This is a genomic window from Mucilaginibacter sp. P4_E8, from assembly GCF_056401495.1.
Genome location: NZ_JBFUJG010000066.1, coordinates 16,026 through 32,111, shown reverse-complemented (window position 1 = coordinate 32,111; position 16,086 = coordinate 16,026). Strand labels below are relative to the sequence as shown.

Genomic DNA, 16,086 nt, shown 5'->3' with positions numbered 1-16,086 from the left:
GCTCAGCCGTCATACCAATCAGGGTACAGGCCACCTCATTGGCAAATATGATAATAAGCTTTTCATCCAAACCCAAAATAGCATCGTGCATAGAATTGATGATGGTTTCTATCCGCTTTTTCTCGAACAGGATACTGGCCAGGTTGCTGTTCTCAAACTCATCCAATTTTTTGGTCATGATATTGAAAGCTTGCCCCAGTTCGCCAAACTCATCATCTGATCTGAAATCAATTTGCTGATGATAATTACGGTTTGATACCTCTTTTATCCGGGCGGTTAACTCCTTAAGCGGATTAGCTATATAACCAGGAAAATTTACCGCGAAACTAAAGGCGACCAAAAATAAAAATGCCGCGCAAAAAGCAACCAGTATGGTGGCCTTGTTAGCTGTGCCTTTAGCAATATCATTCTTGTGCCCTATAGCACTCATGTTTAACTGCATAATACCGTAAACCAACTGCCTTGCCTGCACACGTAACTGCGTTTGATGGTCCGCATCCTGGTTAGGCAGCAGTTTAATTTTATCGTAAACGGCGCTTAAGGAGTCGGTGAGTTTTCCCTCGCCTGGTTCAGTAACATTATGTTGCTGCAGGTTAAGGTTAACATCAATTACCTTTAATTGTGCTTTACTTAGCGGACCGTTATTTGCATCAATTGCCGACAATATTTTTTGCGCATACTGCAGTGTTTTATAGTTATCCTTTAATATCACCCCGGCATCGGCCGAAAGGCGGTTTAAATAGTACACGGATAATCCGCAGCATATAAGGGCCAGCACAAACAAAAAGCCAATGCCCGTACGGAGTTTATTTTTAATGGTCATGTTATGATAGTATTACAAGGTCAATATCTGTTTTAGACATTTTATTTAATAACTGGGTAAACACAGCGGTTTTCATGATCACCTGGTAAAATTTAAACCGCGGCTTGCCTAAGCAAATAGTTGTGATATCATATTTTTCGGCCGTTTCCCAAATGGATTTGGCTATCTGGTCGCTTTTTACTTTTAGCACCTCGCCACCTAACTGCGTGGCCAGTTTCATATTATTGATCAGGTGGCGCTGCGAAGCCAGGTTTATTTTATCGCTGCTCTCCCTTGATGTTTGTACATATAGCAGATACCATTTGGAACGGTAATAGGATGCCAGCCTTGCCGTTTTACGTATAATTACTTTTGCCGACGCGTCATTGGTGCTGATACAAGCCAAAAAAAGTTCGGGCCGCAGCTTAATGTTCTTAGGTATCTCGGTGTCAATTTTACGTTCAACCTGGTGAGCTACCTCGCGCAGGGCCAGTTCACGCAACTGTAATATCCTGTCGGCCTGAAAAAAATTATTGAGCGCCAGAGGGACCTTTTTTTCATCATATATTCTTCCTTCCTTTAAGCGGTCTATCAGTTCATCGGCAGTAAGGTCAATATTCACTACTTCATCGGCCATTTGCAAAACCTTATCAGGTATGCGTTCATTAATGGTAGCCCCCGTTATCCGTTCCACCTCTTCGTTCAGGCTTTCCATGTGCTGTATATTCACCGCGCTGATCACGTTGATACCCGCATTTAAGATCTCCATTACATCCTGCCAGCGCTTTTCGTTACTGCTGCCTTCAATATTGGTATGTGCCAGTTCATCAACAATCACTACCTCGGGACGCAGGCTGATGATGGCTTTCAAGTCCATCTCTTCCAGTTCCTTGCCTTTATAAAACAGTTTACGGCGCGGTATTACCGGCAAACCTTCCAGTTGTGCCACTGTTTCTTTACGGTTATGGGTTTCAACATAGCCTATTTTAACATCAATGCCATTGCGCAATAAAGCCTGGGCCTCCAGCAGCATACGATAAGTTTTACCTACACCTGCGCTCATGCCTATGTAAACCTTAAATTTACCTCTCCGCGAACGTTTTATCAGTTCCAGAAAATGCTCAACGGATTGCTCTTTATTTTCTTCGCTCATTTAAGTTTTTGTTATAAAGTTCCCCTTTCAAGAGGTGAACCGCACCACCCCATGCTTAAATAAAACTAATAAAAGGAGATCCCGAAAAATCCCCTTTTATAGTATAGATGTTCATCAAACTAAATTTATAATTAACAACCAAAAATTAATTATAAAAACAATCCATACTTATCTTCAATATCAAAACGCATATACCGCTGCTAAAACAAACTGTGAAGCGTTTTTAGACGGATCACCGGAGTGATTGGTAAATGCCTCTGCCGATCCGTTATCTAACCTAACCTCAGGGATCAGTGACAGCGGGCCTGCTTTGATGTTAGCTGTAAACGTTACCGCGGTTACATGCTCGCCTGCTGCAGGGCCGGCCAAAACAAAATCACCGGTTTTGGTTTTAAAATACTCACCCCTTAATCCCAGGGTTACATCTTTTGATACCGCTATCTGTGGGTATAAGGCCACGCCTGTAAAACCGCCGGTTACGCCATTGGTGGCTTTGTAATCAGCCGCGTTTAAACCCAGTTTAAAGGCATCGGTGATCTGATAGGCAGTGGTCAGGTCAAACTCGGTACCTGCKGTACCACCGGTGATCACGTTCAGGTAAGCGGTCCAGCCTTTTACCGGTACTACCATCAGTTGTGCACCAAAGTTGTTTACACTGTTGGCYGATTTATAGGCATTCCACTGATCGTTAAATATCCCGGCCATYAAGCTCACYTTRTCCGAGAAAGCATAAGTRGCTTTAAAGCCTGCATTCTGGAACGGACCATTGGTGAACATGTACGAAGTGGAATAGTTAAAGTTACCTACYGGGCTGATCACCTCATAACCGATAAAGGTTGACATGTAACCACCRGTCAGTACCAACTTATCGGTCACATCGTATGACATGTATAAGTTCTGGATGTGGAACGAATCGCCATTGTCGCCTGCATTGGGGATAGACTGCCCCTGTCCYCTCGGACCAAAAGACAGTTCGCCTACAAATGCCGCCTTACCTACTTTTTTCTTTAGTCCCAGGTCTATCATACCTATGGATATGGAGTTATGGTCTGAGGCAAAGCTGGTGGGGATATTSCCTTTCTTGTTGGCAAAATCATATTTATAATACGCATCTACCGAACCGGTGATCACCAGTGGCGGATCAGGTGCTGCTGTTTTTGTAGTGTCCTGAGCTTTGGCCATCAGGGTGGTTATTAATAAAATTGCAGGTATTAATGTAAAGGTCTTCATTGTTCTGATTAGGTTATTTTTTAATCTCCCCCTTTTGAGAGAGGCTGTATTGGCTTTGTGCGACGGCAGGGGTGTGTTCTTCTTAGTTTTAAAACAACACACCCCTACCCTCCCATGAGAGGAATCGCACAGTCCCGGTTTATTTTTTTAGTTCATCTAAAGCAACATTCAGTTTAAGCACATTTACTTTGGCAGGGCCAAATAAGCCCAACATGGGTTTTTCAGTATGTTCATCAACCAGTTTGGTTAATTGATCGGCTGATAAACCACGTGCTTTGGCTACGCGGGCAACCTGTACCAGTGCACCTGCGGGTGAAAGGTCAGGATCCAAACCACTGCCCGATGCGGTAACCAGTTCAGCAGGGATCTGCGCACGGGTTACACCGGGGTTATGTTTTAAGAAATCCTGGATACGACCCTCCACCTGTTTCAGGTAGTCGGGATTTGAAGGACCTTTGTTTGAACCGCCTGAACCAGCTGCATTATAATCAACAGCCGATGGGCGTGACCAGAAGTATTCGTCTTTAGTGAACTTTTGGCCTTCGTTTGCATAGCCCACTACACGGCCTTTGTAAGATATGGTTTCGCCATCACCGTGACCGGGAGTTAATTTACCTACACCGGCTATAGCTAAAGGGTATATGCCTGCAGTTATTACGATCAGTATGAGCGTTAACTTTAATGAGGGCAACAAATATGTTTTCATTTTATTTAAATTTTGAGATAATTATATAAAGAATGCTACCGCAAGATCAATCAGTTTAATACCGATAAAGGGTATCAATATACCACCAAGTCCGTATATCAATAGGTTGCGGCGTAATAGCGCACTGGCGCCAATAGGCTTATATTCCACACCTCTTAAAGCCAGTGGGATCAGCAACGGAATAATGATCGCGTTAAAGATCACCGCCGATAATATGGCTGATTGCGGGCTGTGCAGATCCATGATGTTCAATGCTTTTAAAGCCGGGATGGAAACCATGAACAAAGCCGGAACAATAGCAAAATACTTGGCCACGTCATTAGCGATAGAGAATGTAGTAAGCGTACCGCGTGTCATGAGCAACTGTTTACCGATCTCCACAATCTCGATCAGTTTGGTTGGGTCATTGTCCAGATCCACCATATTACCGGCCTCTTTAGCAGCCTGGGTGCCGCTGTTCATGGCCACACCAACATCGGCCTGGGCCAGCGCAGGGGCATCGTTAGTACCATCGCCCATCATGGCTACCAGTTTACCGCCCTGTTGTTCTGCCTTAATGTAATTCATTTTATCCTCTGGCTTGGCCTCGGCTATAAAATCGTCCACACCGGCTTTCTCAGCAATAAATTTGGCAGTTAGCGGATTATCTCCGGTTACCATTACGGTTTTAACACCCATTTTACGCAGGCGTTCAAAACGTTCGGCTATACCAGGTTTAATAATATCCTGTAATTCGATCACACCCAGGATCTGTTCATTTTGTGATACGACTAAAGGAGTACCTCCGTTTGATGAGATCTTTTTAACGTTATCCTCTACTTCGGCGGGGAATTGATGACCGGCCTTAAGCGCTATGTTGCGAATAGAATCAAAAGCCCCTTTACGGATACGTAAGCCATCGGGCGTATCCAAACCGCTGGAACGTGTTTCGGCAGTGAATTTAATAAATACTGAATCTTTTGGGGCTTTTACAGATGGTACCGTTTTATCCTCCCCAGCCAGTTCCACAATCGATTTACCTTCGGGGGTTTCATCAGCCAACGAACTTAAAACACAAGCGGTAACAAAGTCCTGTTGTTTAATACCATTAGCCGGATAAAAGTTAGTGGCTTTACGGTTACCAATGGTGATCGTACCTGTTTTATCCAATAATAAAGTGTCCAAATCACCGGCAGTTTCAACAGCCTTACCTGATTTGGTGATCACATTGGCACGCAGTGCCCTGTCCATACCCGCAATACCGATGGCCGATAAAAGGCCACCGATAGTTGTAGGTATTAAACACACAAATAAGGATATAAAAGCAGCTATAGTTATGGGCGTATTGGCATAATCACCAAATGGTTTCAGGGTAACACATACAATCACGAAGATGAGCGTAAAGCCGGCCAGTAAAATAGTCAAAGCTATCTCGTTTGGTGTTTTCTGGCGTGATGCACCTTCAACCAAAGCGATCATTTTATCTAAGAAACTTTCGCCGGGCTGGGTGGTTACCATCACCTTGATCTTGTCGGATAGTACTTTGGTACCGCCGGTAACAGATGATTTATCACCACCTGATTCACGGATCACCGGGGCAGATTCTCCCGTAATGGCCGATTCATCAATGGTAGCAATACCTTCAATGATCTCACCATCGGTAGGGATGTTGTCACCCGTTTCGCAGATAAACACATCCCCTTTTTTTAACTGGGACGACATCACCTTAGTTTCTTTGCCGTTAACCAGCAAACGGGCGGGTGTTTCTTCGCGGGTCTTACGTAAGCTTTCGGCTTGTGCTTTGCCACGTGCTTCTGCAATGGCTTCAGCAAAGTTGGCAAACAATACTGTGAGTAATAAAACAATGAACACGGTAAAATTATAAGCAAAGCTACCCTGGCTTTTATTGGTAAAGGAATATGCGCTTACTATGAGCATCACAAACGTTCCAATTTCTACGGTGAACATCACCGGGTTACGGAACAGGATGCGTGGGTCAAGTTTGATGAATGACTGCTTTAAAGCATCTTTCACCTGATCGCCCTGGAATAATGTATTTTGAGATGATTTCATTTTTTTACGATGATTATTTTAAGGAAAAGTGTTCGGCAATTGGGCCTAATGCCAATGATGGGAAGAATGCCAGGGCAGCAATGATTATGATCACCGCGAAGATCATCACCCCAAAAGTTGAGGTATCGCTTTTAAGCGTTCCAGCCGATTCCGGAATGAATTTTTTATTGGCCAGTAAACCGGCAATAGCCAACGGACCAATGATTGGCAGGAACCTTCCCAGGATCATTACTATACCTGTAGTAACGTTCCAGAAAATATTACCATCGCCCAAACCTTCAAAGCCCGAACCGTTGTTGGCTGCTGATGAGGTGTATTCATACAGCATTTCAGAAAAACCGTGGTTGCCCGGGTTATTGAGCCATGCCGATGGTTTTACAGCCCAATCTGCACCGGGCATGTGTACCAGTACGTATGATGATATGGCTAAACCTACCAGTATGATAAAGGGGTGCAACAAAGCGATCAGTGATGCAATCTTCATTTCGCGGGCCTCTATCTTGCGGCCCAAAAACTCCGGTGTTCGCCCTACCATCAAGCCCGAAATAAATACGGCTATGATGATGAAGATGTAAAAGTTTAAAAAACCTACCCCGCAACCACCATAAAAACAGTTCACCATCATACCCATCAGCATCATTGTACCGGATACCGGCATGGCACTATCGTGCATGGAGTTTACAGAACCTGTTGATATAATGGTAGTCATGATGCTCCAGTAAGCAGAGTTAGCCGGACCAAACCTTACTTCCTTACCCTCCATAGCACCGGTTGGCTGACTGACGCCCATATGGGTAATAGCGGGGTTACCATTCAGTTCGGCGTTCATGGTTGGGATAAGCAGTAACAGCATCCCGAGGGTCATCACCCCAAATATTACATATGAGAATTTCTTTTTATTGAGATAAAAACCTAAAGCAAATACAAGGGCAATGGGAATCAATACCTGTGCTACCAGCTCGGTAGTATTGGTCAAATAATTAGGATTTTCAATAGGATGGGCCGAGTTGGCACCAAACCAACCACCGCCATTGGTACCTAAATGCTTTATAGCAACTAAGGCTGCAACCGGACCACGTGATACGTGAACGGTATCGCCCTGCATACTGATAAAGGTATCTTTACCGGCATAGCTGGTAGTCATGCCGTTAAAAGCAAAAATAACAGCTATAACAAATGATATAGGCAGTAATATACGGGTAATGGATTTTACGAAGTAATCCCAAAAGTTACCCAGCTTGTCAGTCACCTTATCTTTTAATGCCCTGAATAACACAATGAGCGCGGCAATACCTGTTGCAGCCGAAACAAAGTGCAGGAACATAAACACAAAATGCTGTGTAAAATAAGTAGCGCCGCTTTCGCCAGAATAGTGCTGCAGGTTACAGTTCACTAAAAAGCTAATGGCGGTATTAAAGGCAGTATCTGCGGATTGACCGGCGTTACCATCGGGGTTAAGAGGCAGGTGGCCCTGGGCCATTAAACAAACAAATGCATAAATAAGCCACACGCTGTTAATAGTAAGCAGGGCAAATAAATGCTGTTTCCAGTTCATTTCTTTTTTGGTATCGATGCCGCTGAAACGGAAAATGAAACGTTCCAGAGGGGCCATAAAGTCAAGCCATGTTTTTTCGCCTTTAAAAACACGGGCAATATACCGGCCTAATGGAATTGCCAGTGCAAGCGTGAGCAGGTAGGTAAATACTACACCTGAAATTTCAGTGTTCATGGTTCTAATAATTAAAATTTTTCGGGTTTAAGCAGCACGTACACCATGTATATAAACACAGCTATGGCCACAATGAATAATGCGATCATGATGATTAGATTTTTTCGAAGTAATTAACTGATTTGAAGAAGAGCCAGAAGATGGCTATAAAGGCCACCACATAAATAATAACTTGTAAAACATCCATTGTATTAAGTTTTTACAGGATGCTTTACCAAGCAGATGCCATAAAAAGCAAAATCCAATTAAATATCTGTTTTTCAGCTATTTAATTGGATTTTGGTAAATAAAATGAGATTTATAATTAAAATAAGTCTATCATTTTGATAGGTGGTTATCAAAGTGGGAATTATTCCAGTCCGTATTCCTTCAGCTTACGGTAAAGTGTGGCAATACCGATATTCAAAAGGTGGGCAGCTTCGGCACGGTTACCGCGTGTATGGTTCAATACGCGTTGTATATGGAGTTTTTCGACAGATGAAAGATCAAATGCAGAGATGGGGCTGCCTGCCTTTACCTGCTGTTGTTGAATTTCGTATGGCAGCAGACTTTCGTCCAATACATTACTATCAGCCAGTATTACGGCACGTTCAATAATATTTTTCAATTCGCGGATGTTACCGGGCCAGTCATAGGCTTCCAGTTTATTAACGAATGTATCACCTAACACATTTATTTGTTTTTTAACCTTTAAGGCAAAGTACTGCATAAAATACTCTGCCAGTAGTTTGATGTCCTTTTTACGCTCGCGCAGGGCTGGTAAAGTGATCTGGAAAACCGATAAACGGTAAAACAGATCGGAGCGGAAATGCCCTTCGGTAATTTCGGTTTGCAGGTTACGGTTGGTTGCTGCCAGTATGCGCACGTTAACTTGTGTAGGTTTGGTATCCCCAATTTTTAAAAACTGCTGTGATTCCAGCACCCGGAGCAATTTGGCTTGCAGATCATGATCAAGCTCGCCTATTTCATCTAAAAATATGGTTCCGCCGTTGGCCTCTTCAAACAGGCCTTTCTTATCTTTTAGCGCGCCCGTAAATGAACCGGCCTTGTGGCCAAATAATTCGCTTTCCAATAATTCCTTAGTAAAAGCGCTGCAATTTACAGCTACGAATGATTTGGTGCTGCGGTTACTGGCCTGGTGAATGGCTTCGGCAAAAATTTCCTTACCGGTACCGGTTTCACCTAATAATAAAACAGTGGTATCGGTTAAAGCTACTTTTTGGGCCAGTTTGATCACATCACTGATGGCTGTTGATCTGCCTATTAGCCTGTCAAAACCAAATTTATCATTTAGCTTACTTTGCAGCTCTATCACCGTTTGCTGCAACAGTGCTTTATCCATGGCCTTGCTTACCAGCGGGATGATCTTTTCGTTATCGTCGCCCTTGGTTATATAATCAAAAGCGCCTGCTTTTATCGCCTTTACACCATCGTTAATGGTGCCATAGGCGGTTAAAACAATAATTTCGGTAGCGGGATAGTTTTTTTTGATGGTTTCAGAAAGGGTAATACCATCAATATCGGGCAGCTTAACATCGCTCAATACAACCTGAATATTTTCCTGTTGTAATTTGCGCAGACCTTCTTTAGCATTAGCAGCGGTAAATACCTCATGCCCTTCCAATTGCAGGATACGGGCAAGCAGATTACGCAGCCGTTCTTCATCGTCAATTATTAATAGCTTACCTTTTTGCATCCTTCAGATGTGCAGATTTTAGATGTGCAAATGTGCAGATATTATTTCGGATGCACATATTTTAGGAATGCGGATTTCAAATAACTAAAATCATTACATATCCGCACATCTAAAATTTGCACATCTGCACATTTACCAGGCCCTTGCCCTGCGGGTTGCCCGCATCAGTTGGCGGTGCCTTTTGGCCTCGTAGTAATCATTGGTTACCAGTATGGAATGTATTACGCCGGGTATCCAGAAAAACAGGGTTAAAAAAATATTCAATATAAATGCCCCAATCCTGCCGGTTGTTAAGATGGCCAGGGGAGGAAGTAAAAAACATAAAAAGTATCTCATGGCTGTTAGTTTTTATCAGCTGATACACCGTATCATATACTGTTTAGACCATAAAGATAAATTTTTGTTACTGAAATTAATCGCGCAGGTTTAGCGGGAGTTGTTCGCCAAAGAAAAGGGCTTTCAGTTCGGTTGCATCATTTGGCAACATTTTACCACCGAGGATCAGACGCAGCTGGCGACGACGCAGTGCACCCTCAAAAAGCGCGATCTCATTATCAGTTTCGGGCAATAATGGCGGCACCTGTGTTTTTTGTCCGTCACCATCCAATGCTACAAACGTATAATATGCCTCGTTACTTTTTACTTTAGTGCCCGACGGGATGTTTTGCGCCCACACGTCCATCCGCACTTCAACCGATGTAGTGAATGCCCGGGTTACCTTGGCTTCAATGCTGATCACATCGCCCAGTTTAATTGGCGACTGGAACGAAACATTATCAACCGATGCGGTTACCACAATACGGTTACAATGCTTTTGTGCCGATATAGCGGCGGCAATATCCATCCAGTGCAGCAGGCGCCCGCCCATCAGGTTATTTAATGTGTTGGTATCATTGGGTAATACCAGTTCATTCATAATGGTATATGATTCTTTGGGCGCTTTTCCTGTCATTGGGTATGATTTTTATGCAAAGATACATTTTTTAAGCTGAGGGTAAATCAAAGGGCAATGTAAACCGCAGACGACTCACCCTGGTTGAATTTTAGGATAGAGGGTTGAGAGCTATTATAAAATTGTCATCCTGAGGAACGAAGGATCTATTCACGAACTATGCATGTTGGATAATAGATGCTTCACTGCGTTCAGCATGACAAACTATATCAAAAATCTATTTATTTCTTCACCGTATTCAATTCCCTGAACCCTACCAACTCATCCCAGCGGGCTGCGGGCGGGCGATAGTAAACCAGTACCTGGTAATCATTTTCGGTTTCAAAGTAACTTCCTTCCAATGGTACGTCGTCGGCCTTTTTTGTTTTATTATCAACCCAAACGTACTCATAATCATATACGCCCTGTTTTAAAAGCAGGTTGATGTAATATTTACCATTTTCGCCAAAGGTCATTTTGCTGCGGTCATCCAGCTTGTAATCATTAAACTGGCCAACAATATAAGGGCTGCCCTCGGTTTCAGGTTTGTTAGCCGCCACACTGAAATATACATGGGCATAATCAGCATCAACGCGCGGATCGCGGCCGTCCTGGTTCAGCACAAAAAATTTACCGTCGTTATCATAAAGCAAAATATAACCAGGACCATTGCGCACAGGATCTGTTAATAAAACCACGGTGTTTGAGGTATCCTTAACAATACGTGCAATATGCTGCGAATTTAGTTTCAAGGTACGGGTATCAAACAGCCTGAACTCGTTACGACCCGGAAAATCATTAATGGCAACATCATTATAAATGAGCTGCGCCCCTCGTACATATGTAGGCTGGGTATTTAAAATGCCAGTTTCGGTACGGGCATTCTGCATAATAAAGGTCCGCACATCGGTAGATGGGTTTTGAACTGGAAGGCCAGTATAATCAATAGTAAAATTTATTTTTTGATTGGTTTGCCGAGTCTGCACATTTGGAGATGCTATCACATCGGCAGCTATGGCTACCCTTTTGCCTACCACATATAACCTGCGGGTAAGTACCAGTTTAGACTGGTCGCCATCCTCATAAACTTTGAGCACATAATTACCCGAAAGCTTAGGAGCAATGTTATTATTAGGTATTTTTAGCTCGTAATGGGTATATTTTTGAATGGTACCTGTGGAGTAGGTGTAATCATACATGCGGTCGTCAGCGAAACTTTGCAGATACTCGGCCGGCGACAAGTTCGATGAGTTCCACCTGGTATCGCAATGCTCAATGGTGTACGAATAACTACGGCTGCCACCCCGCAGATCATCAAAAGCCAGCTGTACTTTTTCGTCAGATCCTAAAGCTATTGCCGGGAACGAGCCTTGCTTTTTGGTGTTATAAAACTCCACACTTTTAATGGCAGAGTTATAAATGTTGTTATTGTATGGAGATTGGGCAAAGCTTTTCTGGAAGACGAATAGGAGAATAAGTAGATAGAAGTGTTTTCTCATATAGGACAGCTATTAATTCCATTTACTCATTATGTCATTGCGAGCGTAGCGTGGCAATCTCTTTACCCAAGTTCATCACTTAGCATGTGAGATTGCTTCGTCCCTCGCAATGACATAGTTTTATACTACGCTTCCAATTCCAATATCTGCTCGGCCAACGTTTCCCACTTCTGCTGAATTTGTTTCAATTCGGCTTGTTTTTGGGTGTAGGCAGCGTTGGTTTCTTTTAGTTTGGCGCCGTCAGTATAAATTTTATCGTCGGCCAGTTTGGCTTCCAGTTGCTTTACTGTTTTATCAAGGTCGGCAATTTGCTCTTCCATTTTGGCCAGGTCCTGGTTCAATTTTTTAAGCTGCTGAAACTTATTTTCGCCTTGCTGTTGTTTAACCGGTTCGGGCTTTTTCTCTTCCTTTTTGGGCTGAGGTGCCGGTGCCGCTGTTTTAGGYTCTAACTTACGTTTTGATGCCCATTCGTCGTACTCGGCATAGGTACCCGGGTAAATTTTTATTTTTTGATCTTCAATAAACCAGATTTTGTTGGCCACATTGTCCAGGAAATACCTATCGTGCGATACTACAATAAAGGTACCTTCATACTGCTCCAAAGCCTGGATCAGGATGTTTACCGATTGCATATCCAGGTGGTTGGTAGGCTCATCCAGTACCAGGAAGTTAGCATCGGCAGTAAGCGCCTTAGCTAAAGCAACGCGTGATTTTTCGCCTCCGGATAATACCTTGATCTTTTTAAACACATCATCACCGGTAAACAAAAATGACCCTAATATGGTACGTAGCTCAGTATCTGTATGTTTTGGCGCAAATGCCTGCAGCTCTTGTAATATTTGGTGTTCCAGGTGTAATGACTCTAACTGGTGTTGGGCAAAAAAGGTAGTGGTCACGTTATGACCGGTAGTTACTTTACCTTTATAATCCTGATCGGCCGAGGCTATGATGCGTAACAGGGTTGATTTACCTTTACCGTTGGCACCAATCAGGGCAATTTTGTCGCCTTTTTCAATTACAGCTTCACCACCATTAAGAATATCAATTGCGGGATATTTTTTAACAATATCCTCTAATGTTACCACGTGCCTGCCCGATTGTTTGGAGAAACGGAAGGCGAAGTTAACTGATGGATTATCATCATCCACATCATCAACACGCTCCATTTTATCAAGCATTTTGATACGTGATTGCGCCATTTTTGCTTTAGATGCTTTGGCACGGAAACGTTCGATCAAACGCTCCTCTTGTTTTATTTTTGACTGCTGGTTTTTAAACTCACCACGCTGAATTTCTTCGCGCTGTGCTTTTTCTTCCAGGTAAAATGTGTAATTACCTGCATAAACAGTCAATTTACCTTTGCGCGATTCAACCGTGCGATTGATGACCTTATCCAAAAACCACCTATCGTGCGATACAATAATGATGGCGCCGTTAAAAGCTTTCAAATAATCTTCCAGCCATTGAATTGATGGTAAGTCAAGGTGGTTGGTAGGCTCATCCAGCAGCAGTATATCAGGCGCCTGCAACAGGATCTTAGCCAGCATCACCCGCATACGCCACCCTCCCGAGAAGGTGCTTAACTTACGCTGGCAATCAGCTTCGCTAAAACCTAAACCGGCTAAAATTTCGTGAGCCTTATATTCAATATTATAGCCGTCAAGCAGTTCAAACTCGTGCTGCTTATCGCTAAGTTTATGTAAAAGATCTTCTGTATAGTCTGTTTCCAGCTTTTTAAGTAAAACTTCTATCTCATCATGTAATTGGTTTTGGCGCTCAAAAGCCTCCATAGCCACATGCACAATATTTTTATCAGAGGAGTATGACAGCAAATCCTGGTTAAGATAACCCATGGTAAGGTCCTTAGCCATTGATATGGTGCCCGATGTAGGTTTATAGTCGCCTACAATAATTTTTAAAAGGGTGGTTTTACCGGTTCCGTTGGCGCCAATAAGGCCAATTTTTTCTCCGGGTTTTATATGCCAGTTGGCTTCATCATAAAGGGCCCGCGCACCAATCTCAAACGTAAGGTTATTTATAGCAATCATTTGCGCGCAAAGATACAGTTTTGAGGTGAAATTTAGGTGAAAGGATAAAGGCAAAAGGTGAAAGGTGATGTCGAATAACGAATTTTGAATTTCGAATGATGAAATAGCACCAATTTTTACCTCATTATTCGAAATTCAGCATTCAATGCACGGCATTAAAAAACCTTTTGCCTTTTACCTTTAGCCCTTTACCTACAAACTATCCCAGCACTGCCTTAAGCCAGGTTTGCGCCATCAGGGCCTCGCCGGCAACGCTTGGATGTACACCATCAAGGCTCCAGTAAGTTGCGGGTGTAGATTCAATCGCTTTGTCAAAAGCTGATTGGTAAGGTACAAATATGGCCCCAAATTCAGTTGCAATATCACGGGCCGCTTTACCAAACTGGTTAAATGTTGGATACCATTTATCGTCAACCGCCTTAACCCCTTTTGAGGCAAATGGCTCGCAGATCACCAGTTTAACATCAGGCAGCGCTTGTTTGGTGCGGGTAAGCAATTTTTTATAGTCCTCAATATAATTTTCAATAGTACCCTTGTAACTCCCGTTTAAAGTATGCCAAAAATCATTTACACCAATATGGATACTCAAAACATTGGGCTTTAAAGCCAGGCAATCAGTATCCCAACGGTCGGCCAGCTGATAAACCTTATTGCCGCTGATCCCCTTGTTGTATATCTGCAGATTTTTATCAGCATGATCAATCAATAATTTGGAKGCTGTTATCAAAGCATATCCCGATCCCAGGGAACTGGTTGTATTGGGTTCGCTTTTTTTATGATCGCGGCCCCAGTCGGTAATGGAATCGCCCTGAAATAGCACTACATCACCTGTATTAAACCTTAACCGTGACGGCTTTTTTTCGGCAGCTAAAGCTGCTGATACTATTTGAGGGATGCCAACGGCGGCCAGGGTGCCTACTGAAGCTGCTTTGATAAAATTACGACGGCTGGGTTTAAATCTATTGAGCATAATTTAGTTTATAGATAGTTATAACAGAATTTTCGAATTTACTTATTTACCTGAATTTTTTAAACTTTGTTGTTTTTTGTATTATCAATTGAATGATTAATATAATAGCAGGTTAATAAATCATAAATTTCTGGTTTACACACATTAAGTAATGTGCTAACTTCGCAACATGTATTTTTTATTAAAACCCATCCTGTTCCAGTTCGATCCCGAAAAAGTACATTATTTTGTAACCCGCAATTTAAAGCGCTTTAACCGTTTTCCTGGTGGTGCGGCTTTAAGCAGGGCTATATGGGATGTAAACAACCCCCGGCTTCAGAAAGAAGTGTTCGGCTTGCAATTTAAAAATCCGGTGGGCCTGGCTGCCGGCTTTGATAAAAATGCCGAACTGATGGGCGAAATGGCCAACATTGGTTTTGGCTTTGTGGAGATAGGTACCGTTACTCCCCTGCCCCAACCTGGCAACCCTAAACCCCGCATGTTCCGTTTACCAGAAGATGGGGCTCTCATTAACCGCATGGGTTTTAATAATTTTGGCGTTGATGTTGCAGCAGAACGAATAGCTGCTTTCCGCAGAAATGCTAAAGGAGCCCAAAAGGATTTGATCATCGGTGGTAACATTGGCAAAAACAAGGTTACACCTAACGAAAATGCCGTTGACGATTATATTAAATGTTTTGACCGCCTGTTTGATGTGGTTGATTATTTTGTGGTGAATGTAAGCTCGCCGAATACGCCAGGGCTGCGCGAATTGCAGGAAAAAGAGCCGTTGATGAATTTACTCAACACCCTGCAGCAGCGTAATTCAAAAAACGGCATTAGCCGACCTATCCTGTTAAAAATAGCACCAGATTTGACAGATTCGCAGTTGGATGATATTGTTGATATTGTACAGCAAACTGGCATAGCGGGCATTATTGCTACAAATACTACCATCAGCCGTGAAAACTTAACTGCTGCCGAAAGTTTAAAAAGTGAAATGGGCGGCCTGAGTGGCAAACCCTTAACCAAACGCTCAACCGAGGTGATCGGATATCTACATAAAAAATCAAACGGATCATTCCCTATAATTGGTGTAGGCGGCATCCACTCTGCCGATGACGCGATAGAAAAATTACAGGCAGGCGCATCGTTGGTACAACTTTATACCGGTTTTATTTACGAAGGGCCGGGATTGATTGGCAGGATAAATAAAAGAATATTGTCTGAATAGTTTTTTGTCTGAACCGGGATTAAACAGATTGTGGGATTCTCAGGATTTTTAGAAATC

The 16,086-nt window shown here is 42.9% G+C and carries 14 protein-coding genes; 1 reads left to right on the top strand and 13 read right to left on the bottom strand.

What is annotated here, in order from left to right; genetic code table 11:
* The 13 genes from AC1DRQ_RS20115 to AC1DRQ_RS20055 all read right to left on the bottom strand — a co-directional run.
* A partial coding sequence (locus AC1DRQ_RS20115) for a HAMP domain-containing protein (protein ID WP_477426551.1) occupies window positions 1–823 on the bottom strand: 823 nt, incomplete at its 3' end.
* Window position 824: 1 nt separating this feature from the next.
* Window positions 825–1,955 carry a sensor protein KdpD gene (locus tag AC1DRQ_RS20110; protein WP_477426550.1) on the bottom strand — a complete coding sequence of 377 codons (1,131 nt, stop codon included), beginning with the start codon at window positions 1,953–1,955 and terminating at the stop codon, window positions 825–827.
* 180 nt (window positions 1,956–2,135) lie between these two features.
* Window positions 2,136–3,185 carry an outer membrane beta-barrel protein gene (locus tag AC1DRQ_RS20105; RefSeq protein ID WP_477426549.1) on the bottom strand — a complete coding sequence of 350 codons (1,050 nt, stop codon included), beginning with the start codon at window positions 3,183–3,185 and terminating at the stop codon, window positions 2,136–2,138.
* Between the two features lie 139 nt (window positions 3,186–3,324).
* Entirely contained in the window at window positions 3,325–3,891 is a 567-nt protein-coding gene (locus tag AC1DRQ_RS20100) for a K(+)-transporting ATPase subunit C (protein ID WP_477426548.1), read from the bottom strand.
* A gap of 21 nt (window positions 3,892–3,912) precedes the next feature.
* On the bottom strand, window positions 3,913–5,943 hold the full coding sequence (gene kdpB, locus AC1DRQ_RS20095; RefSeq protein ID WP_477426547.1) for a potassium-transporting ATPase subunit KdpB: 2,031 nt from the start codon (window positions 5,941–5,943) through the stop codon (window positions 3,913–3,915).
* Window positions 5,944–5,956: 13 nt separating this feature from the next.
* Window positions 5,957–7,672, bottom strand: a complete 1,716-nt coding sequence (gene kdpA, locus AC1DRQ_RS20090) for a potassium-transporting ATPase subunit KdpA (RefSeq protein WP_477426546.1) — start codon at window positions 7,670–7,672, stop codon at window positions 5,957–5,959.
* Between the two features lie 11 nt (window positions 7,673–7,683).
* Entirely contained in the window at window positions 7,684–7,761 is a 78-nt protein-coding gene (kdpF, locus tag AC1DRQ_RS20085) for a K(+)-transporting ATPase subunit F (protein WP_169611101.1), read from the bottom strand.
* A 260-nt stretch (window positions 7,762–8,021) separates the two neighbouring features.
* Window positions 8,022–9,368, bottom strand: a complete 1,347-nt coding sequence (locus tag AC1DRQ_RS20080) for a sigma-54-dependent transcriptional regulator (RefSeq protein WP_477426545.1) — start codon at window positions 9,366–9,368, stop codon at window positions 8,022–8,024.
* Between the two features lie 132 nt (window positions 9,369–9,500).
* The gene (locus AC1DRQ_RS20075; protein WP_310102883.1) at window positions 9,501–9,704 is read right to left on the bottom strand and encodes a YqaE/Pmp3 family membrane protein; all 204 of its coding nucleotides are present in this window, start codon (window positions 9,702–9,704) and stop codon (window positions 9,501–9,503) included.
* A 76-nt stretch (window positions 9,705–9,780) separates the two neighbouring features.
* Window positions 9,781–10,320 carry an acyl-CoA thioesterase gene (locus AC1DRQ_RS20070; protein ID WP_429400820.1) on the bottom strand — a complete coding sequence of 180 codons (540 nt, stop codon included), beginning with the start codon at window positions 10,318–10,320 and terminating at the stop codon, window positions 9,781–9,783.
* 221 nt (window positions 10,321–10,541) lie between these two features.
* On the bottom strand, window positions 10,542–11,798 hold the full coding sequence (locus AC1DRQ_RS20065) for a type IX secretion system plug protein (RefSeq protein ID WP_477426544.1): 1,257 nt from the start codon (window positions 11,796–11,798) through the stop codon (window positions 10,542–10,544).
* Window positions 11,799–11,923: 125 nt separating this feature from the next.
* A complete protein-coding gene (locus AC1DRQ_RS20060; protein WP_477426543.1) occupies window positions 11,924–13,846 on the bottom strand; it encodes an ABC-F family ATP-binding cassette domain-containing protein in 1,923 nt (640 codons plus the stop codon).
* A gap of 199 nt (window positions 13,847–14,045) precedes the next feature.
* Window positions 14,046–14,816, bottom strand: coding sequence for an SGNH/GDSL hydrolase family protein (locus AC1DRQ_RS20055; protein ID WP_477426542.1), 771 nt, complete (start codon window positions 14,814–14,816; stop codon window positions 14,046–14,048).
* A 169-nt stretch (window positions 14,817–14,985) separates the two neighbouring features.
* Here AC1DRQ_RS20055 and AC1DRQ_RS20050 point away from each other — a divergent pair, with 169 nt between their 5' ends.
* The gene (locus AC1DRQ_RS20050) at window positions 14,986–16,029 is read left to right on the top strand and encodes a quinone-dependent dihydroorotate dehydrogenase (protein WP_477426541.1); all 1,044 of its coding nucleotides are present in this window, start codon (window positions 14,986–14,988) and stop codon (window positions 16,027–16,029) included.
* Window positions 16,030–16,086 lie beyond the last annotated feature (57 nt).

Coding starts and splice junctions, on each gene's coding strand:
- AC1DRQ_RS20110 (WP_477426550.1), bottom strand. CDS start 1,955: ATGAGCGAAGAAAATAAAGAGCAATCCGTTGAGCATTTTCTGGAACTG.
- AC1DRQ_RS20100 (WP_477426548.1), bottom strand. CDS start 3,891: ATGAAAACATATTTGTTGCCCTCATTAAAGTTAACGCTCATACTGATC.
- kdpF (WP_169611101.1), bottom strand. CDS start 7,761: ATGATCGCATTATTCATTGTGGCCATAGCTGTGTTTATATACATGGTG.
- AC1DRQ_RS20065 (WP_477426544.1), bottom strand. CDS start 11,798: ATGAGAAAACACTTCTATCTACTTATTCTCCTATTCGTCTTCCAGAAA.
- AC1DRQ_RS20050 (WP_477426541.1), top strand. CDS start 14,986: ATGTATTTTTTATTAAAACCCATCCTGTTCCAGTTCGATCCCGAAAAA.
- AC1DRQ_RS20075 (WP_310102883.1), bottom strand. CDS start 9,704: ATGAGATACTTTTTATGTTTTTTACTTCCTCCCCTGGCCATCTTAACA.
- AC1DRQ_RS20070 (WP_429400820.1), bottom strand. CDS start 10,320: ATGACAGGAAAAGCGCCCAAAGAATCATATACCATTATGAATGAACTG.
- kdpB (WP_477426547.1), bottom strand. CDS start 5,943: ATGAAATCATCTCAAAATACATTATTCCAGGGCGATCAGGTGAAAGAT.
- kdpA (WP_477426546.1), bottom strand. CDS start 7,672: ATGAACACTGAAATTTCAGGTGTAGTATTTACCTACCTGCTCACGCTT.
- AC1DRQ_RS20080 (WP_477426545.1), bottom strand. CDS start 9,368: ATGCAAAAAGGTAAGCTATTAATAATTGACGATGAAGAACGGCTGCGT.